This window comes from Paraburkholderia lacunae, from assembly GCF_003353175.1.
Lineage (GTDB): Bacteria > Pseudomonadota > Gammaproteobacteria > Burkholderiales > Burkholderiaceae > Paraburkholderia > Paraburkholderia lacunae.
Genome location: NZ_QHKS01000008.1, coordinates 148,987 through 169,361, shown reverse-complemented (window position 1 = coordinate 169,361; position 20,375 = coordinate 148,987). Strand labels below are relative to the sequence as shown.

Sequence of the window (20,375 nt, the reverse complement as noted above, 5' to 3'; positions counted from 1 at the left end):
AAGCGAGCCCTATGCACCGGCGGCGAGGCATCCAACGCCGGTACGCGGCGCGGGCGGGAATCGCCGGCGCCCGATTCGGATTCAGATAAACGCGACCGACCGGTTGCGCCCCTGCCGCTTCGCGCTGTAAAGCGCCGCATCGGCTTCGTTGATCAGCACGTCGTACGCCGGCACGCCCACGCGAGCCGTCGCGCCGCCCACGCTCGCCGTCACCGGCACGCTCGTGCCCTGCACTTCGACCGGCGTCTCGCTGATCGTCAGGCGAATCTTTTCGGCCACCCGCATCGCGTCCTCTAGCGGCGTGCACGGCAGCAGCAAGGCGAACTCCTCGCCGCCGAACCGCCCGAAGGTGTCCTGCGCCCGCACCACCTCGGCGACCCGCTGCGCCATCACGCGCAGCACCGTATCGCCGACGCCGTGGCCGAACTGGTCGTTGATTTTCTTGAAGTGATCGAGATCGAACAGCAGCACGGACATGTCGCCGCCGTAACGCTGCCAGCGCGTGTATTCGTCGCGCAGGCGCGTTTCGAAGAAACGGCGATTGGCGATACCCGTCAGACCGTCGCGGTCCGCGAACTCCTGCAGCTTGGCGACCGCCTCCTCGCGCTCGCGTTGCACGATGCTGACATGTGTGACGTCCGAGATCGTGACGCACACGGCCACCACTTCGCGATCGCGCGTCAGCGGCATGAAGGTGCAGTCCTGCTGCATGAAATCGACGCCGCCGGTAATCGGCCGGTCGTGATCGAACTTGAACAGATACGGGCGCTGTTCCCACGAACTGAACGCGAAACTGCCGAGCTGGAATACGCTTTCGATTTTGCGCGACAGCCACACGCGCGGCAACTCGGGAAAATGCGCGAAGATCGATTTGCCGACAACTTGTTCCGGCAACAAACCGCTGTGATCCTGCATGAACCGATTCCACATCAACACGTTCATCTCGCGATCGAGCACGAAAATGCCGAAGCCGACACGTTCGACTACCAGATCGCTCAACGAATCAGCGGGTACGTTCATAAACTGGACAGGAGGGCGTCGAGCGCATCGTTCATGTGGCGGATCGAGTCTTCGGCCATCAGCATCACGAGATGCGCACGGAAGCTCTGGTCTTCGAGCGCGAAATTCACTTCGACCAGCAACGCGACTTCCCATTGCAGCACGCCGGGCTGGAACACCTCGTCAAGCGTCATCGCTTCGCCGAGCAGACCGGGCGCCGAAAAAACCGGTGTGCGCCCGAGCTGGTCGAGAATGCACGAGACGCACGCGCCCGTCAGCACGTTGGCGACGTCGAACACGAGTTCGTTCTGGCTCACCGTCTCATAGGTGGAGCGCGCGTACGGGTCGTTCACGAGCGAACACAGCTGCTCGATGCTGTCGCTGCGGCAGATCACCAGCGCCTCGCCCTTGATATCGGAGCGAAAGCCCTGGCGCACCGCGCTGACCGTGTCCTGGATCCCGGTCATCTCGCGCAGCGCCTGCGCGGCCTCGCTCACCGCCACCACCTTCACACGCGGCACCGACAATTCGATGAACGCGTCGAGCAGCCGCGCGAGGCGCGTCGCGGCCTGGCCCATCGCCAGATTGGCGACCTCCTGCAGCGCGTCGCGCCGGTCTTCGTTGAGGACTGGCTCAGACATACAACCCGTACTCCTGGAGGATGAGCAGTAACGCCTCGGGCGTGACGGGCTTGGCGATGAACGCGGCGGCGCCGAGCGCGCGCACGCGCGCCTGGGCCATCGGCTGAACATCGGCGGAGACGACGATGACGAAAGTGTTCAGGTCCTCATGCTGCAAGGCTTCCAGCACCTGATAGCCGGTCATGTCCGGCATCGTCAGGTCGAGGAACATCACCGACGCTCGGCCTTCGCGATACAGAGCGAGCGCCTCGCGCCCGTTCGTTGCGTAGGACACATCGACATCCCAGTCCGGCGGCAATGCCTTGGTGAGCACCTTGCGGGCAAGCAGCGAATCATCGGCGATCACAATAGGCAAAGGCATGGGGCGGGTCGGGAAAAGCGGGATTAGTTCTGGCGCGTTAACGGCGGATAGCGTCGGATTCTTTAGCGCGCCGTCTGTCGACCGGCGGCAAGCATGGCGAATCGTGGCGGAAATTCAGATCGCGAACGGACGGGGAGCGCACGCGGCGAGGCGCAGATGGTGAAACCGCCGGGCACGTATGATGGCGTGCGCGCACGGTGGACGACGGCTGTGACCGGCATGTTGGAAGCCTACCCCGTAGATGAATCTGAGCGGCTTCATGGATCAGGCTGGTCCCGTTGCCGCGCGCGTGTTTCCGCAAACACCGTCCGTCACGCGTTGTGCGCGTTGTCTGGCGGCCCTCGCGGCAGTTGCGGCCGAGCATGGCGGACGCATTATTTATTCGTGGCGCCGATTTTCGAAGCAAATGCGCGGAAAGGCAACTCGCCAATTTGGCCTACACTAATAAGATTTCCCCATTAAATGCTATTTTTGAAAATATTTTCTTACGTCTCGATGTCTTTCTTTTGCCTTTATACTTTTGTGTACGTTTGCGCTTGCCGATTCGTCGCTGATTCAAAAGGCAGACAAATCTGTACCGCCATTTGCCGCAGCAACGACTCGCGCCGCCACGAGTCTATGCTTCTCGTATCTCGTATGATGATGCCGGCTTCCGGTTTTTTCGTCTTGAACGACCGTAGCGTAAATCGAAAATGACACCCGACCGGTTCGACCCGCCTCAAGCGAGCCGCCATTCCGCTGGCCCGCGGGACGAGGCGCTGTTCCCGGCCGTGCCGGAACAGAATTTCCACGTGCGGCGCATGACGCTGATCGCGCTGCTGATCGCAGCGATCGTCTTGCCGTGCGCGTATGTGGCGGCGATGGCGTTCAGCGATCTGCGCGCGCGCGAGGCCGACGCCACTGACATGACGCTGCGCACGGTGCGGGTCGCCGAAGAACACGCGCTGAAAGTGTTCGACATGAATGAGACGCTCGACTCGCGCATCGTCGATCTCACACAAGGACTCGACGATGACGGCATTCGCGCCGGCGAATCCGTTATTCACGACAAACTTCGCACGATGGGCGGCGGTTATCCGCAGGTGGCCGCCGTGTCGATCTTCGGCCGCGACGGCGACTTGCTCGCCAGCAGCCGTTTCTCTCCGGCACCGTCGATGTCGATTGCCGGCCGCGAAGACTTCACCGGGATTCGCGACGGCAAGGATATCGAGCACGTGTCGAAGGTGATGGTGGGACACGTCGCCGGCGAACAGGTGTTCAACATGGGCGTCGCGCGGCTCGCCGCCGACGGCGCGTTCGCCGGGGTCGTGTCGGTCGCGTTGCGGCCGAGCTATTTCAGCGCGTTCTACCGCGAACTGCTGGGCGGCAGCGACGACACGCCGATGATCATGAGCCTGATCCGCACCGACGGCGCAATCCTCGCGCACTATCCGCGCGGCCCGCACGAGCCGGTGGCGGTATCGCCGCAGTCGCCGCTCGCCCAGGCGCTGGCGCAGGTGCGGCGGGCCGGCGTGGTGCGAATGCGTTCGGACCTCGACGGCGACGATCTGATCCTTGCCTACCGGCGCGTCGGCGCGTATCCGGTGTACGTGTCGTGCGGCTACCGCGCTTCGGCGATCTGGGGCGGCTGGTACCGGCATCTCAGCGTTCTGATCCTGTCGATGTTCACGCCGTCGATCGTGCTGTGGTGCGTGATCTGGCTGTCGCTGCGGCGTCTCGGCGCCGAAGAGGAGGCGTGGGAGCGCTGGCAGGCCGAGGCGTCGATGCGCCGCTCGATCGAATCTGCGTATCGCCAGTCGCGCAAGATGGAGGCGCTCGGCAATCTGGTCGGCAGCGTCGCGCACGACTTCAACAATCTGCTGATGATCGTGTCGGCCAACGTGCAGATCGCGCGACGGCGCGGCGCAGCGGGGCTCGACCGCGAGATGTCGGCGATCGAGCGGGCGCTCAAGAGCGGCCAGTCGCTCACGCGGCAATTGCTCGGCGTCGCGCGCAAGCAGCCGTTGAGGAACGAGACGCTTGCCCTCGAGCGCTGGCTGCCGGCATGCCGCGAATTGCTGCGCGCGTCGCTCGGCGCGAAGATTTCGCTGGTGATGGATATCGGCGTCGAAATCTGGCCGATGCGTGTCGACGTCGCCGAACTCGAACTGGCGCTGATCAACATCGCCGTGAACGCGCGCGACGCGATGCGCAACGGCGGCCGTTTTACCGTGCGGGCCACCAACATCACGTTCCGTCACGAGGATGGCTTTCCGCTGGTCGGCGATTTCGTGCAGTTGTCGCTTGAAGACACCGGCGGCGGCATGCCGCCCGACGTGCTGGCGCGCGCCTTCGAACCGCTTTTCACGACCAAGCCGAAAGGCATGGGCACGGGTCTCGGGCTGCCGCAGGTATTCGCCTTCTGCGAGCGCTCGGGCGGCCTTGCGGCGATCGACAGCGCGATCGGCGCGGGCACGTCGGTGCGCCTGTATCTGCCGCGCGCCGCTGCGGCGCCTGAAGCTGAACGGCCGGCTGAACCGGGCGTCGAGGAAGCCGGCACGCCGCACGGTCTGCGCATTCTGCTGGTCGAGGACAACGACGAAGTCGCCGCCGGCACCGAAGCCTTGTTGCAGATGATGGGGCACCAGGTCACCTGGGTCTTCAACGCCGACACCGCGCTGCGCCTGTTCGACGATGCCCACGCCAGGCAGGCCCGCACAGGCGAGCCGCTACCGTTCGATCTGGTGCTGTCCGACATTCACATGCCCGGCACGATGAACGGCATCGATCTCGCAGAAGCGGTGCAGGCGTTCGATACCAGGCTGCCGGTCATTCTGGTCACCGGCTACGCGGAAGAACTCGACCGGGCGCGGCATGTGGACGTGCGCGTGCTATCCAAACCCTTCGATATCGCGTTGCTCGACAAGCTCCTGCAAACCATCCAGCGCGATCTGACGCAGACGGGCACGCATTCCGCGGCTCACCCCGCAGATTAAGAACGCGCCGGGGACCGCCGCGATTTACCGGCAATTGTAAAAACGCGTAAAAACGCGGTGCCCGCAATCACCGCCACGGCGGGTTTTTTGCCTTCCGAACGGCGCGCACAGGCGCTGCCCCATTCCGGCACGAACGTTGCAGCACGGTTAACGAAGGAGAGGAGCGCGTTCTCTCGCTGCCTACTCCGCTCATTACCGGGAGGCAACCATGCGACACGCCGTGATTGGTTTATTCGACACCTATTCCCAAGCGGAGATCGCCCGCGACACGCTCGTGCAAACCGGTTTTGCATTCGAAACGATCGAGTTGCAGGCGAACCCGGAACCCTCCGTCGACTCGGCAACCGAGGAAGTCACCGGCTCGGGCGTGCTGGCCAACATCGAACGTTTTCTTGCCAGCCTGTTTGCCAGCGGCCCGCGCCCGTCCGAAGCGGCCCGCTATGCCGAGGCCGTGCGCCGTGGCGCCGTGCTGGTGTGCGTCAACGCGGCGAGCGAATCGCATGCGGAACTCGCTCGCAATACCTTGAGGAGACTGGGCGCTACCGACGTCGGCGAGCGCTCGCCCGACTGGGACGCGCCGCTGAGCCGCGACCATTCCATCCTCGACGAACTGGGTATCGGCGCAGTGACGCCCGGCACGCCTCATATGTCGAGCGCAACCAGTCGGCCCGCGACGAAGGCCGGTCCGCCCTATACACCGCCGCCGCCGGCTGAGCGGCCGGCCACCGATCCGCTGAACGAGCCCGTATCCGATCCGCTGGTCGGCGATGCGGGACGCACCGCGATTGCCGCCGGCAGCATGCCGGGTTCGGGTGCCGTCATGCAACCGTCAGAAGTTGTCCCCGAAACGGGCCAGCCGCACGCGGGTATCGGCGAGCAGGTTCCGAACGAGTATCTGGAATACGAAGAAGATTTCCGCAGCCACTACGACGAGCAGTACGCTGCCGACAGTTCGCGTTACGAAGACTACGTGCCGGCCTATCGGTACGGCGCGGAGATCGGCCGTGACGCGCGTTATCGCGACAAGCCGTGGGACGACGTCGAGCCGGAAGCCCGGCGTCACTGGGAAAGCACCTCGCCGGAAAGCACATGGGAACGTTTCAAGCTCGCCGTGCGTCACGGCTGGGAACGCGTGACGGGACATCACCACGTATAAGCAGAGGAAATGACAGCGCCGGCGTACCGCCAGGTGGCGGCAACGCCGGCGTTTTTCATTCGCCCGATCGCTTGCGCGGACATACCGTCAGGCAGCGATATGCAGTTTGACCCATGCGACGTAGCGGTCGACGAACGTCTGCAAAAGCTTGCGCATGCGGTCGTGCAGGATCTCGCCTTTCTCGTTGATGACCGCCGCGTCATGCTTGATGAACACTTCGGGCTGGCCGAGCGTGGCGACGTCGAGATACGCCAGCACGTTACGCAGATGCTGTTGCGCGAGCGCCGTACCGGTCGCGCCGAGCGACGTGCCGATCACCGCGCCTGGCTTGTTGGCAAACGAATTCGTCCCCCACGGACGCGAGCCCCAGTCGATCGCGTTCTTCAGCACGCCAGGCATGGAGCGGTTGTATTCGGGTGTGACGAACAGCAGGCCATCGGCTGCTTCGATGCGCTGCTTCAACTGTTTCGCGACTTCGGGATAGTCCGCGTCGTATTCCTGGCTGTAGAGCGGCAAAGAGCCGATGTCGATAAATTCGAAGCTGAAGTCGGCGGGCGCGAGCGAAACCACGGCGTGGGCCAACTGACGGTTGAAAGACTCGCGGCGCAGGCTGCCGACGACGACTGCAATGTGATGAGCCATGTTTCGTTCCTTGAGTTGAGGCGCTCGACGCGCGTAAGGGTACGAAATGTCAATCATAGGCAAGGACCCGCCGGATTGATGGCGGTGAGGGCAAATCCATCGGCGATCGGAAAGACGGCAGCAAACCATGCGGATTGCAAACGGTGGATAACCCTGAAGCGCCTAAAGTTATCCACAGATTCACTGAATAACCGTGTGGATAAGTGGTACTTTTGCCTTGTCAATCAAGCATGCTTTCGGCATAGGACGATTTGAGGCAAATGGGCAAGTGCATTTGCCATAAACGCAAAAAGGGCGCTATCGGCGCCCTTTTTTTGAACTTCGCGAGTCGGTTTCGTTGGCGGACCCAGCGCCGGATATTTTTCCGGCCGCGCCGCCCGCCGATCAGTTACCGAAGAACACGTTGCAGTACGATGCAGGACCGTTGCATTGAGCCGGCGAAGCGGCTTGGGCCACACCCGAAGCGGCGGCAAACAGGGCGACGGAAGCGATCAGGGCGGAAAGAATGCGTTTCATGGTGCTACTCCTCTTCAGCGTTTGGTTCGCGATCTGGTGCGATCGATGAAGTGAAGAATAGCGATTCAGCGTTTGCCTAAAAACACCGAAGTGAAAAAGACATTTTCTCGAAAGTTGAGATAATTGCAGCGCCACGTGAGCATGAGCACGGCTATGAGGCCCGCCTGAGCTTCAGGCGAAGCGGAGCCGACGTCTGTTCAGGGTTGAGCGGCTGACCCGGTGCCTTGCTTTCAATTTGCGCAATAATGTTTTTCGCTGTCATAAACGCCTTACCGGTCCGACTAAGGTCATCGGGTCATCGCTTTCCGGCGGGCACATGTTCAATACCAATTCGCTTGTGCAGGAACGTGCGCGAGAATGGCGCACGAGTCCAAAAATAGCGCAAGGAACCTCACCCGCTCATGAACAACAACGATTCAATAGAAGGCGTGCGGCAACGGTCGGCGCGACGACGGAGCGCGTCATGGTGCAGATAAGCGGACCGGCGCTCGACGATCCCGTCTATCTGACGCAGTTGCGGCGCGACCTGTTGCGCTTCGCCCGTCTGCAACTGCGCGATGCCGCAGCCGCTGAAGACGCCGTGCAGGAGGCACTGGCCGCCGCATGGACGCAAGCTGACCGGTTCGCTGCCCAATCGGAACACAAGACGTGGGTGTTCGGCATCCTGCGGCACAAGCTCGTCGATACCTTGCGCGCGCGGCAGCGCACGGTGAACCTTTCGGCGCTCGAATCCGAACTCGACGGCGAGGCGCTGCTCGATCGGGAACTGTTCAAGGACAACGGCCACTGGTCGCGCGAGAGCAAGCCGCAACCGTGGCCGACGCCTGAAACCGCGTTGCGTCAGCAGCAGTTCTGGACCTTGTTCGAAATGTGCCTCGAACATCTGCCCGAACACATCGGGCGCGTGTTCATGATGCGCGAATTCCTCGATCTCGATACCGAGGCCATCTGTGCCGAATTGAAGATGACCGCCAATCACTGCAGCGTGCTGATCTACCGGGCGCGGCTACGCTTGCGCGCCTGCCTGAGCGAAAAGGGCCTATCCAGAGAGGATGCGAATGGGGAAGTGTAAGCACATCACGCGTCTGCTGTCCGACGCCCTCGACCGCCGGTTGACGACCAGCGAATGGGTCGCGATCCGGCTGCATCTGCCGACCTGCAGCGGCTGCCGCAACTATCGCAAACAGATCCGCCTGCTGCGCGTGGCAGCGCGCGCGGCGAGCGGGATCGAAGTGCCGGGCGCGGCCGGCGCCGATGAGTGATGCGATTCATGCTCAGGCAGCATCTGCCCGTTGGCGGCGCATTGGCCGGGCGCCTCGCTTAGCGTTCTCCCGGCGGCGTGTTGCGGTAGCGCTCAAAGAAACGCGCGTGCGACGCTTCGTCGATAGCGACGGGATGCGGTTCGGTGCGCGCAGGATGTTTGGCAAGTTGCGCCCGCGTACGGATCGGCCGATGTTGGAAATTGCCGCCGCAGTTCGGACACACGTTGCGTAGCGTGCTGAGCGCGCACACTTCGCAGAACGTGCATTCGTACGTGCAGATCATCGCATCGGGCGCGTTCGGCGGCAGTGATTTGCCACATCCTTCGCAGGATGGTCTCAGTTCAAGCATGGGTCTGGCTCCGTATTGGGAGGGGAAAGCGGGCGGACTTGCCGGATGACGAACTTTAAGCGGCGAGCGCGATGCAGAATCGACAACTGCGCGTCAATTCCTGCCACCACGCCGGCTCGCCGCCAATCGCGCCCGAAGCGCGCCCTGCGGTTCGTTAGTGTCTTACCGGGCGGTGAATAGCTTGCCGATTTCTTCCGGCTCGCTAACGTGCATTCGCTTCGACAGCCAGTTGCCGTTGAGCGGTCCAGCGAGAATCACTGCAGGAAGCGCGACGATCACACCGAGGCCCTGCGTCAATCCGAGATCAGCATGCAGCGCACTCACCGCGACCAACGGATCCGGATGCTGCGGCAGCAACGCGTGCAGCGTGGTCACGCCCCGCCAACGCCGCAATCGCAATCCGCAGAATCGGCTACTGCGAAGTGTGTCGTGGGATGACCACGACGCAAGTGTTGTCGCCTGATACACGATGTCCCTATCGGTCTATTGACGCAGCCACGGCAACGCGGATGCCACCGATTGTTGCGACCACGGCAGAACCCGGCGCAGCGAAGCGTGCAGGCAGCGGGAGTGGTCATGAAGCCGCGATGAGGAACATCTCCGGCGTGATTTGCTTATGCGAATTTATCGGTTCGTCCAGGTTTGCGGACGGCTTATCGTCGGTGGCAATCGGTCCGTTTTGCGTCCGTCTTTTCAACGAGCACTTTTATGTCCCGTCATCCGTTGTTGACGCGCCGCGCGTTTATCGCCAGTGTGGGCGCTTCGCTCGCCGCCGCGGCCCTGCCTCTCGCCTCCACCACAGTCTTCGCGGCCGATGCGCATGCGAAGGAATTTCGCATCGGCTACCAGAAGGCCGCCAACACGCTGGTGTTGCTCAAGGCGCACGGCACGCTCGAAAAGCGGCTTGCGCCGCTCGGCATCACGGTCAAATGGACCGAGTTCCCAGCCGGGCCGCAGTTGCTCGAAGGCTTGAATGTCGGCGCCATCGACTTCGGTTATGTCGGCGAAGCGCCGCCGGTCTTCGCGCAAGCGGCCGGCGCCAACTTCGTCTACACCGCGTACGAAGTCCCGACTCCGCATGCTGAAGGCATCCTCGTGCATCGGGACGCGCCGATCAAAACGCCCGCCGATCTGAAGGGCAAGAAAATCGCCTTCAACAAGGGTTCGGACGTTCACTGGTTCCTGGTCGCGGCGCTGGAAAAGGCAGGCGTGAAGTACAGCGAGATCCAACCAGTCTATCTGCCTCCCGCCGACGCGCGCGCGGCCTTCGAACGCGGCGCGATCGACGCATGGGCCATCTGGGACCCGTTCCTCGAAGCGGCGAAACGGCAATCGAACGCGCGCTTGCTCACCGATGCCGAAGGCATCGTGAACCACCACCAGTTCTTCCTGAGCGCACGGCCGTTCGCTGAGCAAAACGGCGACGTGCTCGCGATCGTCATAGATGAAGTCGGAAAAGAAGGCGCATGGGTGCGCGGCCATTACAGCGAGGCAGCCGCGCAGCTGGCGCCGATTCAGGGCCTCGATGCGGGTGTGATCGAGGCCGGATTGCGCCACTACGCACATATCTACAAACCTGTCGACGCGCACGTGCTCGCCGCACAGCAGCGTATCGCCGACACGTTCAACGAGCTGCGCATCATCCCGGCGAAAATCGTAACGAAGGACGCGGTGCTGGCTGCTAAGGCCTAGATCATTGCCTTTGGCCAGTCAGACAAACAGCGCTTTGACATTTTCCGGCGGGCGGCCAATCACGGCCCGCCCGTTTCGCACGACGATGGGTCGTTGCAAAAGGATCGGGTGCTTTTCCACTGCTTCGTATAGCTGAGCGTCGCTGAGGGTGAGATCGGAGAGCTGAAGTTCTTTGTATTCCGCTTCTGTATCCCGGATCATCTCGCGGACCGTACAACCTAGTTGTGTGTTGAGTTGCTTCAGTTCGGCAATCGTGAGCGGCTGTTTCAGATACTCGATGATTTCCGTTGGTTCGTTTGTAGTGTTGCAAGTACTTGCGATCAGGTCGCAAGCGGCGCGCGATTTTGAACAGCGGGGGTTGTGATAGATGGTGATCATGGTCGTGTTTGCTGGTCGCGGTTGCTGGGTATTTTTTCGTGGTGAATTTTAGCGGCTGTGAGCGGCGGGTTGGTCTTTAGTGGAGCTCAGGTAGTCGATGCGCTCGTGCGCAATTGATCGCGGGTGGAGGTGATCTCCGGGTCGAAAACGTGCAGCGCTTTCTGTGGCGCCAGTCTTTACGCCCGTGACAAATGCGGATCGCCCCCGGTCACCTTGACGCTATATTTTCTGTTCGATTTATTTCTCTTCATCCAGTGCGAATGGCTGCGTTTTGATGACGACTTGATGAGTCGCGTCGGGAACGGTGTGCGGGTCGACAGCAGTGGGGGTTTCAATTCTCGGTGCCCGGTGCCCGGGGCTCAGGGCTCGGTACGTGAAGTTGCCGGAAAGCGGTTAGCGACACGGCGCGGGAAAACCGGGCGGCAGTGAACTATTAAAAGGGCAGATTGCACTTTGCAATTACCCCCTGGTCGAGAATGCCGCGCCGGGCTTGAGGTCAGGACAATGCGCGCGTCAGACCTATCGGCGACGCTTCGCATTGCCTGCAACTTGCCGATGGTGCCAATGGGAGACGGATTGTCTTGCTCAACGCGAGCACGTGACAGGGACACAAACCGATGCCCGCTTCCCGCGTCCGATGACAGGGTGAAGGTGAGGCACAGTGCATGAGAGGTGGTGTAGAAACGCCTGCTTGCGCTGCGGGGAAGTGCATCGGCTTTATGCGCATAAAGCGTGGACTTTTCGCGCGAGTCTCTTAATTGGCGCGTGCCCTATCTTACGTGCCGCCGGTATCTCTCAGGCCGGGGAATCTGGCCTGCTCGGCATGGGCGAACAGCGACTCTGCTGCCTCCATCAGCACATCATCGATGTGTGGCATCGTCACCGAGACGATACATCGGGCGGTCGTGCGCAATACATTGCCGTCCAAGGTGGTTTCGGAAGGTACCTTTATGCGCATAAAGATCTGCCCGTCGTCCGATCGAATCGCTGACCCAAAAACGTCACGGACATTCCAGCTACGTGCAGAGTCAAACAAACGCAAAAAACGGACACCTCCGGAGTATTCCAGGAGAGTGAGCACGGCTCATCTCATCCACCTCTCCTCACAGTGTTCACACGACTACTTCGACGCCGCCATCCTTTATGCGCATAAACCTATCCCGGATGGCTAATCCTTCGTGTGTTTACACAAAAACGATTGAAATGCGAATTCATCCAGGTAAAATCCATCTGCGTCTAAAAAGAGGAGGTGAAGATTGGCTGCAGAAATCATCGCGGTAACTCAGCAAAAGGGCGGGGTCGGGAAGAGCACAATCGCGATGCACCTCGGCGCTGCATTCCATGAGAAAGGCAAACGCGTCCTCGTCGTCGACGCAGATGGTCAAAACACCCTGATCCATTGGGCGAGTGCCTCATCCGATGGCGAATCCGGCATCCCGTTTCCTGTCGTCAATCTCTCCGAAGCGGGAAGCCAAATCCATCGCGAGATCAAGAAGTTCGTCAGTGACTACGACATCATCGTGGTCGACTGCCCGCCGTCCATTACCGAGAAAGTATCCGGTGTTGTATTGCTCGCAGCGAGCGTCGCGGTTATCCCGACCTCGTCGTCGCCTGCTGACTATTGGTCGAGCGTCGGCCTGGTCAAACTCGTCCAGCAAGCCCAGGTGATGAACGAGGACCTGCGCGCAGTCTTCCTGCTCAATAAGACCGAAGAGAAGCGGATGCTAACGCGTGAACTGAAGCGCGCGTTGGAAGAGTTGGGATTCCCGCTACTCAAAACCCAAATCCCGACCCGCGAAGCGTACAAGCAGGCGATGGCGTTAGGGCAGACCGTGCTTCAGATGAACGATCGCGGCGCCAAGCTCGCCGGCATCGAAATACGGGCGTGTGCCAACGAAATCGCCGCCTTGCTTCCGTGAATTTATGCGCATAAAGGACCCTGAATGAAACCCTCCCAATTCGCCAAAGGCTTTCAAGCACGTCCTGATACGACCAGCAGCGAAAAGCGAACCGCCCTCGACCGCCTGAATGCGATCGACGGTCTGGTTAAGAATGGCCCCAACAGCAACAATGTCCCGAGCCGCGTGAACCCGCCCGTGATGCCTCAGGTCGTCGCGGAAGCCGATTCGCTTGATACCTCAAATGAGTCAGCGGCCTACCGCGCGTGGCGCATCGAACACGGCTACCTGCCGGGCCAGGTCATCGATCTCCCGCTCAAGGCGATCAAGCCGAGTCCGTTCAATCCCCGGCATTTCTATCTGAAATCGTCGATTGCCGAACTCGCCGTCAATCTCGCCAAGCAGGGACAGCAACAGGCCATTCATGTCATTCCTGATTACGACAATCCCGGCACGTACTTTGTCAGCGATGGCGGCCGGCGCGTCCGGGCGTTGAAGGAAGCGAACAAGGAATCGGTGAAGGCGATCGTCATTGATCTGCCGATCGGCATTCAAAGCTACAAACTCGGCTACGACCTCAATGTCCAACGCGATTCGCAGACGGTATTCGACAACGCTGTCGTCTGGAAACGCTTTCTGGAAGATCGGCATTTCCAGAGCCAGAAAGAACTCGCAGAACACCTTGGACTCGATGAGTCGACCGTTGCCGTTGCCCTGTCGATTGCGAAGCTGCCTGAGGTCGTGATGCACGAGATGGTCGCGAGGCCAGACCGGTTCGGCTCGAACATGGCCTACCAGGTGGGCCGCTATCACACCGCCCGCGGTGCCGACGCGACGCTGCGTCTGATCAACAAAATCCTCTCGGACGATCTGAGCACGCGGCAAGTCGCCGATATCGTGAAGGGCAGAGCAAGCGCGCAGGAAAGCGCGAAACCGGCGGGCCGGCAGCGCTATGCGCAGCGTCTGGAAATCAAGCTCGGGGGTGTTTCGGTCGGCGATCTGAAATCGTATGGCGACGATCGAATCGAACTGCGCCTCAAGGGTCTTTCACGCGAAAAGCGCGACGACATCCTTCGTCAGATTGAACAGATGCTGAAATAAAAGAAGAGCAGGTTACGGCGGCGTTGAAGCATTGCCGCCGTCCTCCGGAGGATTACGCCGCGCGCGATTGGCTCAGCGTGAAGGCGAGCAGATCGCCGTCGGTGGGCTCGCCCCACGTCTTGCGAGCCAGCCAGTCGAAGAACGCGGTGTCGACAATCTTCGAATCCAGTCCGCGCCGACGCCAGTCGTCTCGCATATGCGTGCCGAGCCCCGGCAATTCATCTTCTTCAAACGACTGCCGCGCGATCTGCCGCTCGGACTCACCTTGTTCGTCGTACAGCTCGCGCGCTTCCTTTCGGCGATACGCCGAGTACTCGCCAAGCAGACGGGCTTTCAGATCGTCTGCCGGCGCAGCCACCACCGCCTTGCCCCCGCCGACGGACGGCAACGCCTCGACCGGCGGCGCATAGCCTTTCTTCAACGCATCCTTGAACAGCGCCGGCGCGCTGCGCACCGGCGGCAACGACGTGCTGCGCATGCGTTGCTCAGTCATTTGCAAAGCTGAGCGAATACGATTTTCCTCGCTATCGGCGTATAGCGTTTGCGCTTCCTTCAGCGGGATACCGATCTTCACCATCCGGTCGACCAGCGTGCTGTCGAACACGTTCGGATGTTCGTCGAGCGCAAGCATCGGCTGCTTGCGCTCCGTCACGCGGAACTGGATCTCGGCGACCCGCCGCCCTTCGCGGTGTTCGATCAACTCGACAAAGATGTTGGTGACCGCGTTCACTTCGGCGATTGCCGGACGCAGGTAATCGCGTTTGAAATACTTGTACTCGCGTTTCGCTTCGTCGCCGGCTTCCGTGTCCGGTGTGCCGGAGAGGATCGGGCGCCACCAATCCCACGATTCGCGCATCGTCAGATGGCTCGGGTTCGTCAGGTAGCGCACGCAGATTTCGTAGAGCGCAAGGCCCGCGCTGCTGCGCAACTGGCTCTGGAATTGCAGACTCAAGCGTGCGTACTGAACCGGGTCGAGCAGCTTCTTCTTGATCTTCGGCGCAAACGAAAACTCGACCCACACGCGGCGTGTGGTGGGGTCTTCGAGAATTTCGGCGTCGGCGATCAGCGTGGAGATACCCCATTTTCGGCCCGGCTTCTGACTTGACGTGCCGGTACTCCATTCGACCTGCACCGACACCATGCGCCGCAAGTGCTCCTTCACGAGCGCGGTGTCATTTGAGTCGAACGCCGAATTGGCGACGATGTCGGACAGCAAGGCCCGATAAGTATCGCCGGACTCATCCGCCTGCTGAGCGACGGCGAGGAGCACGTTGAACAGCTTACGGGTGAGGAGCGTGATTTTGCCGCTCTTGGGCTGAATGGCGATCGCCTCGACGGCCTTTCGCAACTCGGCCGAACTCGGGCTCACTACGTCAGTCTTCTTCGCGCGCTTCGTGGCCATGCGTCGGGTCGAGGAGGGATTTGGCGAGAGCATACCGGCTGCGGTGATACACGTCTATAGCGTGAGTCTCACCGTTCCTGGTGAAGTGAGCTTACGAACCGCAACTCACCTCGAGCAACTCCCGAAAACCCTCACCTCAAGCGTTTCGCACCAGGTTCGGGGCATCCTTGCAGGTCGCGGCATCTGGAAATATCGACCCATTCTGGACCTGCCGCGAACGGGAAGCTTTCGATCCCGTATCTGCTCACCTTAAAAAAATCTCAGGAATTTTGACTGTCGGCACGTTGCGTGTGGGGTGAGTTCGCGTCGAATTAACGCAACGGAAGTTTTGTGCCTCGTCCTCGCATTGCGGGGCAGTGCAGGGAAGAGCCAAGGCACACGTTTGGCATCAGCCCAGGAGTCGACGGCGACACTCAGCTTTGTCACGAGCGATGCCAGTGGTTTGGACTACCGTCGCGTACGGGTCGAAGTGAACTGGAGAACTGGATGGCATACGCCCCCACTGAAAGACCCGTGCTCCCCGGTCCCGCGCCACTTTGGCGCAGCTGTGGCTGACGCCGGTGCCGGCGTCTACTCAATCGACCGCTGCGTACCGTACCTCTCCAAATAAAGAACGCGGCGCACGAGCGAACATCGTCGTCGCATAGACCGTCGACGGCACGGCGAGTCTCCGCGGCACGCACCGCAACATGCGTAACCGGGCAAAGGGCGATGAAGTAACCGGCAAGCGTTCCCCCTTATCGATGCTCGAGAGGGAGTGCAAGACAGGTTCACCCGAAAAAGCTCACCTTTCAGCCTGTTCAACGCTCGAATTGGCGCGGCCCTCGGGCCTGGCAGCCGGCATAAGCAGCGTTAGATGCTCCCGAAAAACCTCACCATTGGGTGCAACTCCGGTTGATCCGCGACACGCCACGCACCTCCCGAAAACCCTCACCATTGCCCGATGAGGAGAAATTTATCCATATATTCAGCCACTTAGCCACGTCACTCGGCCAGCGATGCAATCATCCACTCCCGAATTTCCTCACCTTCCGCAGTTTTTCCATGAATCCCGCTGCCACTGAGTGCTGCCTGAACGGTCCTGAAAAACCTCACCATTCGAATTCAGCAGCGGCAAAACCCAACCGCGTCCGACAACGCCTGTAGCGCATTTCCGGGCAGGGACGTCGATTTTGGTCCCGTATTTCCTCACCTTAACAATCACAAGCACCTAAAAGTGCTCCTGAAAAACCTCACCTTTGACGCAAAACCGGCTAATTTTTGACACCCTGATCGCCCCAACCCTTGTCTCCCGAATTCGCTCACCTTTGCCAAAAGGTCACTGTCGATTCCACCAACGGCGCCGGCCGATTTCCGCCCAAAACGCAGCAAGCCTCCCGCAAACACTCACCTTAGCCGCCCGCGTGCTCAGATTTGAGGCAAAAACGCCCCCGTGCTCCCGAAAAATCTCACCTGCGGTTCGCGTTTTGTCCCGTCTTGGCTCACCAATGGGATTCGAAGGGTCCAAATAAGGCTTAAAAATAGGGTTCAGAGTGGTCCCGAACGCTCTCACCTCGAGCACAGCCGCACCTCAGACACACTTTCGAGCGCTGCCGGGTGATCTGCGCCCGTCAGGTCCCGCAAAACCTCACCTTTGGCTGAACTCCACTTTTGTAGCGGCTCCTGAACCCGCTCACGTCCTGTCCCGGACCCGCTCACCGACGTCCCCGAACCCCATCACTCAACACTCCCGCAGAACCTCACCACCACTCCCGCAAAGCTTCACCTTTACAGGCTGGAAGCCATGCCAGGTAAGGCTTTGCGGTGGCGTTAACGTTTTTAACATGGGTTCAAGGGTGTTTACTTTTATTACTCTCTAGATTTTCCCCGCGTGTCCTTCGGACAAGGCCCTTCCCACCATCAAGCCATCCGCTAGCGGCCGTGAAACAGTGCGCGATCATTGAAGAAGCCCTGAAACTTCTTTCTTTACAATAGCTTATTGGCTACTCTTAGTTTTGTTTCACGAAAAAAGAAGCCCTGCCCCGATCCGTTGACCTATCCGCGCTGGTAAAGCACCTCGTTTCACTCGGACTTAGCCGACATGCACAAATATGTATCAAACAATACGTAAATTGTTATGATTCATCCGATTCGAGCGACATCGAGGTGTAAATAAATGAATCTGGACGAAGAACGTCGAGCTATACGTGACGAGCTTGAAGCAATGCGGGTAAGCGGCGCTCGGCGCCAGGAACTATCGCTTCATGCCTGCAAGCGACTTTTTTTTGATCTTGGAATTCGTCCGTCGATGGCTGCCGTCCGCGACCTGACGCAAACAGGCAGTGCGAGCGACATTCCCAAAGACATAGATAGCTTTTGGGAGCGCATCAGAAATGTGTCGCGCGTAAAAGTCGGCGCCGGTGCTATTCCCAAAGCACTGGAAGACAGGGCAGGCGAACTGTTGGGAGCCCTCTTCGAAGAAGCTATCGCCCATGCCCGATCGACCCTCGACGAGGAGCGTGAGGAAATTCGTGCACAAATTGCCGCTGCCGACCAGCGCACACGAGAAGCGGAGATTCGCCGCGACGCGTCGGAAGAAGCGGTCCAACGTGGCGAACTGCGAGCCGATGTGGCGTGGGAGCGAGTTCGGGCGCTTGAAGCCGAGCTGTCCAGCGCCGCCACGCACGGCGTTGCCCATCACGACGGCTTACAGGCAGCTGTGCAACGACTCGAGCGTGAAAATGAAGCGCTTCGCCAGCGTCTGGACAGCGAGCAGTCAACCAGCGCGACGCTTCGCGACCGGATCGATGCGTTACATGTCGAATTGCGCCAAAGCACCGAACACTATGCACAACAGATCAAAGACGCGGTCACCGAGGCAGAGCGGCGCGTCAAGCCGATGCTGGTCGAACTGGATTCCTTGCGCAGCATGGCGGCGACTTACCAGTCGGGAGTACGCGACGCAAGTCGCAAGGAATTCGATTTCATCCAGCAAATCGCCGCAGCCAAGGCACGTGGCGATCGATTGGACGCGCAATTGCGCGAGCAGTCCGACGAACTGGATGCTTTGACGAAAGAAATCGCCGACTTGCGCGGCCAGCAAGGCATGGATCCCGCAGTCGCCGGCCTGCTGTGCTCGCTCGTCGAAGCCGGCCGGCTTACAACTGACGAGTTGGCGGTGATCGGCACGGCGGCCGACGGTCATGTCACGCTGCCGCTGCGATGCCCGAAATGCGAAGAGGGTGAGCCCGAGCTATCGCAAGCGGATCACCGCTACGAATTGCAGTGTCCGGAGTGCGACCACTCGTCCGGGCCCCGCGGGTCCCGTCTGGAGGCGGTTAGCCGGTTTTTGTCGAAAGGATCGATAGCCGCGTCGCCGTGACGGTTCGACGCGGGTGCAATAGTGGATAAATTGCCAAAGGTGAGGAAATTCGGGACCTCGGACGTGAGGATTTTCAGGACTCACCTGCTCCTGCTTTCCTCGTCGAACGCCCGTCCTGCCTAGGTGCGGATAGTGGCGGCGCGGCAGGATCCGGCGCGTCGGTGACGGGTGGATCCTGCTGATCCGCCCATGTCTGCCAAGCGCGATACAACCGGTTCGCAGACACCGCCTGTACAAATCCCAGCCATTGCCCGACCAACTCAGCTTCGACACCGCTTTCGAACAGATCCGCAGCGAAGGTATTGCGCAACGTTTGCGGACTCGCGCGCGATGTTCTGGACGCGGCGATTCCGGCGGCGTCGATCAGCGCGTCGACTGCGCGCAACATTGTTGCCTTATGCATCGGCCGTCCTGAAGGTGAAGCGGGAAAAACCAGGTTGCCGGCCAGGTCAGAGAGCCGCCGCTCAGCGAGCCATGCGTCGAGGATTGCAACCGCGAACGGCGCAAGCCGGGTACGGCGCGTCAGCGTCGGATTCGCCGACTCGATCGTGACCCACGGCGAACCCGCACTCACGCAACTAATCGTTAATGCAGCGGCTTCGCCCGTCTTCAATCCGCCACCGAGAAATACCGCAATCAACGCACGATCGCGCCGCTCTCTCCAGCGTTGTGCAGCGGACAAAGCGGTCAAAGGCGAAAACAGATGCGCGATCAGTGCGGCACGTTCAGGATGGCTGAGAAAACCGGTTGGCTCGTTATCGCGCGCATTTCGCCACGCGGCTTCACCGTCTTGAGCGATGAAGCGTGCAGGATTGGTCGACGCGGACTCGACCTCGCGAACGTGGTCCAGCACCCGTTCAATAAGGCGTAAATACCTGACCCGTTGTGTTTTTTTTATCGCCAGCCCGGCAACGAACTCGGCGATCGTCTGCGTGTCGACTGTGACGAGGCTCTTGTGGCGAAGCGCAAGCCAATCGAGGAACGACCCCCATTGCGCTTGATAGACTTCCGCGGACGAACGCCTGAAATGCTGTTTGGCGAGCCAGGCGTCAAAGGCTATTTGCGGGTCGCGGCGCCAGTCTTCGCGTTCCTGATCGAAGAGATCAGTAGATGGCAACGGGCGCTCGGCTGGGTCGGACAGATGAGGAGGCGACATAGGCTATCTTTCCGTTAGTTGCGCACATTGTAGGTCGCAACTGATGAAAATACAGTTCAGCCGCCCCACGCCCTTGCCCGTTTGGACGAAGAACCGTCGGAAACCGCTTCTGCGGCGCGCCGTGACGCCTCTTCATATGCCGACACCGCAAACGCAAACACCGCCGGCAATGCAGTCGACATACCGAAGTCCACCGCCTCGTCCGTCTCGGGATACGGCAAGTCGGACGGCCGTTGAAACAAGCCCAGCATCAATGCGTCATGGCGGCTGGCAAAGCCGAGATCCGCCAACGCCTCAGCTTCGATCGCGTGCAGCAACCGCCACGTGAGCGGCACCTGCTGCACGATGTAGCGCGCGGCAATATTGCGCACGATATGTTCGAGGTCGCGCGCCGCAGTTTGAAAGCGCAGCGCTGCCAGATCATGGTCGGCATGGCCGGTGGTGAGGTCGTTCATTATCGGCTCCAATCGATGCCCTACACTGTAC

The 20,375-nt window shown here is 60.6% G+C and carries 19 protein-coding genes and 1 pseudogene; 8 read left to right on the top strand and 12 right to left on the bottom strand.

Going from position 1 to position 20,375, the window contains the following annotated elements; genetic code table 11:
• Positions 1-81 precede the first annotated feature (81 nt).
• Genes DLM46_RS14255 through DLM46_RS14245 form a run of 3 tightly spaced genes read right to left on the bottom strand, consistent with a single transcriptional unit; the run spans position 82 to position 2,001 of the window.
• Positions 82-1,020 (bottom strand): sensor domain-containing diguanylate cyclase, encoded by a 939-nt coding sequence (locus DLM46_RS14255; protein WP_115101394.1) that lies wholly within the window; start codon positions 1,018-1,020, stop codon positions 82-84.
• Positions 1,017-1,640, bottom strand: coding sequence for a chemotaxis protein CheC (locus DLM46_RS14250; RefSeq protein ID WP_115101393.1), 624 nt, complete (start codon positions 1,638-1,640; stop codon positions 1,017-1,019). Before DLM46_RS14250 ends, DLM46_RS14255 begins: the two co-directional genes overlap by 4 nt.
• Complete coding sequence (locus tag DLM46_RS14245; RefSeq protein ID WP_115101392.1) at positions 1,633-2,001, bottom strand: response regulator; 369 nt, start codon at positions 1,999-2,001, stop codon at positions 1,633-1,635. Before DLM46_RS14245 ends, DLM46_RS14250 begins: the two co-directional genes overlap by 8 nt.
• 692 nt (positions 2,002-2,693) lie before the next feature.
• Between DLM46_RS14245 and DLM46_RS14240 the strand changes: the two genes are divergently transcribed.
• Positions 2,694-4,976, top strand: coding sequence for a hybrid sensor histidine kinase/response regulator (locus DLM46_RS14240; protein ID WP_115101391.1), 2,283 nt, complete (start codon positions 2,694-2,696; stop codon positions 4,974-4,976).
• Between the two features lie 208 nt (positions 4,977-5,184).
• Complete coding sequence (locus DLM46_RS14235) at positions 5,185-6,132, top strand: hypothetical protein (protein WP_115101390.1); 948 nt, start codon at positions 5,185-5,187, stop codon at positions 6,130-6,132.
• Positions 6,133-6,219: 87 nt separating this feature from the next.
• On the opposite strand, the gene DLM46_RS14230 is transcribed toward DLM46_RS14235, so the two are convergent.
• Positions 6,220-6,774 (bottom strand): NADPH-dependent FMN reductase, encoded by a 555-nt coding sequence (locus DLM46_RS14230; protein WP_115101533.1) that lies wholly within the window; start codon positions 6,772-6,774, stop codon positions 6,220-6,222.
• Positions 6,775-7,158: 384 nt separating this feature from the next.
• Positions 7,159-7,290 carry a hypothetical protein gene (locus DLM46_RS40925; protein ID WP_279635189.1) on the bottom strand — a complete coding sequence of 44 codons (132 nt, stop codon included), beginning with the start codon at positions 7,288-7,290 and terminating at the stop codon, positions 7,159-7,161.
• A 463-nt stretch (positions 7,291-7,753) separates the two neighbouring features.
• Between DLM46_RS40925 and DLM46_RS14225 the strand changes: the two genes are divergently transcribed.
• Both DLM46_RS14225 and DLM46_RS14220 read left to right on the top strand, forming a co-directional pair.
• Positions 7,754-8,362, top strand: a complete 609-nt coding sequence (locus DLM46_RS14225; protein ID WP_115101389.1) for an RNA polymerase factor sigma-70 — start codon at positions 7,754-7,756, stop codon at positions 8,360-8,362.
• Positions 8,349-8,552: a zf-HC2 domain-containing protein gene (locus tag DLM46_RS14220; RefSeq protein WP_115101388.1), complete on the top strand. Its 204-nt coding sequence runs from the start codon at positions 8,349-8,351 to the stop codon at positions 8,550-8,552. Before DLM46_RS14225 ends, DLM46_RS14220 begins: the two co-directional genes overlap by 14 nt.
• Before the next feature lie 58 nt (positions 8,553-8,610).
• Here DLM46_RS14220 and DLM46_RS14215 read toward each other — a convergent pair whose 3' ends face one another.
• Together DLM46_RS14215 and DLM46_RS14210 are read right to left on the bottom strand one after the other, a co-directional pair.
• Positions 8,611-8,901 (bottom strand): DUF1272 domain-containing protein, encoded by a 291-nt coding sequence (locus DLM46_RS14215; protein ID WP_115101387.1) that lies wholly within the window; start codon positions 8,899-8,901, stop codon positions 8,611-8,613.
• Between the two features lie 165 nt (positions 8,902-9,066).
• Positions 9,067-9,313 (bottom strand): annotated as a pseudogene (locus DLM46_RS14210) (GntT/GntP/DsdX family permease); the annotation flags it as partial.
• A 296-nt stretch (positions 9,314-9,609) separates the two neighbouring features.
• Here DLM46_RS14210 and DLM46_RS14205 point away from each other — a divergent pair.
• Positions 9,610-10,593 carry a sulfonate ABC transporter substrate-binding protein gene (locus DLM46_RS14205; RefSeq protein WP_115101386.1) on the top strand — a complete coding sequence of 328 codons (984 nt, stop codon included), beginning with the start codon at positions 9,610-9,612 and terminating at the stop codon, positions 10,591-10,593.
• A gap of 18 nt (positions 10,594-10,611) precedes the next feature.
• On the opposite strand, the gene arsC is transcribed toward DLM46_RS14205, so the two are convergent.
• On the bottom strand, positions 10,612-10,971 hold the full coding sequence (gene arsC / locus DLM46_RS14200; RefSeq protein ID WP_115101385.1) for an arsenate reductase (glutaredoxin): 360 nt from the start codon (positions 10,969-10,971) through the stop codon (positions 10,612-10,614).
• Positions 10,972-11,746: 775 nt separating this feature from the next.
• Positions 11,747-12,052 (bottom strand): hypothetical protein, encoded by a 306-nt coding sequence (locus DLM46_RS39050; protein ID WP_133300337.1) that lies wholly within the window; start codon positions 12,050-12,052, stop codon positions 11,747-11,749.
• A 175-nt stretch (positions 12,053-12,227) separates the two neighbouring features.
• On the opposite strand from DLM46_RS39050, the gene parA reads away from it, so the two are divergent.
• Both parA and DLM46_RS14185 read left to right on the top strand, forming a co-directional pair.
• Positions 12,228-12,890 carry a ParA family partition ATPase gene (gene parA / locus DLM46_RS14190; protein WP_115101383.1) on the top strand — a complete coding sequence of 221 codons (663 nt, stop codon included), beginning with the start codon at positions 12,228-12,230 and terminating at the stop codon, positions 12,888-12,890.
• Between the two features lie 24 nt (positions 12,891-12,914).
• A complete protein-coding gene (locus DLM46_RS14185) occupies positions 12,915-13,970 on the top strand; it encodes a ParB/RepB/Spo0J family partition protein (protein ID WP_115101382.1) in 1,056 nt (351 codons plus the stop codon).
• Between the two features lie 52 nt (positions 13,971-14,022).
• On the opposite strand, the gene DLM46_RS14180 is transcribed toward DLM46_RS14185, so the two are convergent.
• The gene (locus DLM46_RS14180; protein WP_115101381.1) at positions 14,023-15,372 is read right to left on the bottom strand and encodes a replication initiation protein; all 1,350 of its coding nucleotides are present in this window, start codon (positions 15,370-15,372) and stop codon (positions 14,023-14,025) included.
• A gap of 2,155 nt (positions 15,373-17,527) precedes the next feature.
• On the opposite strand from DLM46_RS14180, the gene DLM46_RS14175 reads away from it, so the two are divergent.
• Entirely contained in the window at positions 17,528-18,733 is a 1,206-nt protein-coding gene (locus DLM46_RS14175) for a DNA-binding protein (protein WP_115101380.1), read from the top strand.
• 73 nt (positions 18,734-18,806) lie between these two features.
• On the opposite strand, the gene DLM46_RS14170 is transcribed toward DLM46_RS14175, so the two are convergent.
• Together DLM46_RS14170 and DLM46_RS14165 are read right to left on the bottom strand one after the other, a co-directional pair.
• Positions 18,807-19,889 carry a tyrosine-type recombinase/integrase gene (locus tag DLM46_RS14170; RefSeq protein ID WP_115101379.1) on the bottom strand — a complete coding sequence of 361 codons (1,083 nt, stop codon included), beginning with the start codon at positions 19,887-19,889 and terminating at the stop codon, positions 18,807-18,809.
• A 56-nt stretch (positions 19,890-19,945) separates the two neighbouring features.
• Positions 19,946-20,344, bottom strand: coding sequence for a DUF2471 family protein (locus tag DLM46_RS14165; RefSeq protein WP_115101378.1), 399 nt, complete (start codon positions 20,342-20,344; stop codon positions 19,946-19,948).
• Positions 20,345-20,375 lie beyond the last annotated feature (31 nt).

What these genes read in the sequence shown, in the direction of transcription:
- DLM46_RS14180 (WP_115101381.1), bottom strand. Translation starts at nt 15,372, where the DNA reads ATGGCCACGAAGCGCGCGAAGAAGACTGACGTAGTGAGCCCGAGTTCG.
- DLM46_RS14235 (WP_115101390.1), top strand. Translation starts at nt 5,185, where the DNA reads ATGCGACACGCCGTGATTGGTTTATTCGACACCTATTCCCAAGCGGAG.
- DLM46_RS14185 (WP_115101382.1), top strand. Translation starts at nt 12,915, where the DNA reads ATGAAACCCTCCCAATTCGCCAAAGGCTTTCAAGCACGTCCTGATACG.
- DLM46_RS14245 (WP_115101392.1), bottom strand. Translation starts at nt 2,001, where the DNA reads ATGCCTTTGCCTATTGTGATCGCCGATGATTCGCTGCTTGCCCGCAAG.
- DLM46_RS14215 (WP_115101387.1), bottom strand. Translation starts at nt 8,901, where the DNA reads ATGCTTGAACTGAGACCATCCTGCGAAGGATGTGGCAAATCACTGCCG.
- DLM46_RS14255 (WP_115101394.1), bottom strand. Translation starts at nt 1,020, where the DNA reads ATGAACGTACCCGCTGATTCGTTGAGCGATCTGGTAGTCGAACGTGTC.
- DLM46_RS14170 (WP_115101379.1), bottom strand. Translation starts at nt 19,889, where the DNA reads ATGTCGCCTCCTCATCTGTCCGACCCAGCCGAGCGCCCGTTGCCATCT.
- DLM46_RS14175 (WP_115101380.1), top strand. Translation starts at nt 17,528, where the DNA reads ATGAATCTGGACGAAGAACGTCGAGCTATACGTGACGAGCTTGAAGCA.
- DLM46_RS14230 (WP_115101533.1), bottom strand. Translation starts at nt 6,774, where the DNA reads ATGGCTCATCACATTGCAGTCGTCGTCGGCAGCCTGCGCCGCGAGTCT.
- DLM46_RS14205 (WP_115101386.1), top strand. Translation starts at nt 9,610, where the DNA reads ATGTCCCGTCATCCGTTGTTGACGCGCCGCGCGTTTATCGCCAGTGTG.
- DLM46_RS14165 (WP_115101378.1), bottom strand. Translation starts at nt 20,344, where the DNA reads ATGAACGACCTCACCACCGGCCATGCCGACCATGATCTGGCAGCGCTG.
- DLM46_RS14240 (WP_115101391.1), top strand. Translation starts at nt 2,694, where the DNA reads ATGACACCCGACCGGTTCGACCCGCCTCAAGCGAGCCGCCATTCCGCT.
- DLM46_RS14220 (WP_115101388.1), top strand. Translation starts at nt 8,349, where the DNA reads ATGGGGAAGTGTAAGCACATCACGCGTCTGCTGTCCGACGCCCTCGAC.
- DLM46_RS14225 (WP_115101389.1), top strand. Translation starts at nt 7,754, where the DNA reads ATGGTGCAGATAAGCGGACCGGCGCTCGACGATCCCGTCTATCTGACG.
- DLM46_RS14250 (WP_115101393.1), bottom strand. Translation starts at nt 1,640, where the DNA reads ATGTCTGAGCCAGTCCTCAACGAAGACCGGCGCGACGCGCTGCAGGAG.
- DLM46_RS40925 (WP_279635189.1), bottom strand. Translation starts at nt 7,290, where the DNA reads ATGAAACGCATTCTTTCCGCCCTGATCGCTTCCGTCGCCCTGTTTGCC.
- arsC (WP_115101385.1), bottom strand. Translation starts at nt 10,971, where the DNA reads ATGATCACCATCTATCACAACCCCCGCTGTTCAAAATCGCGCGCCGCT.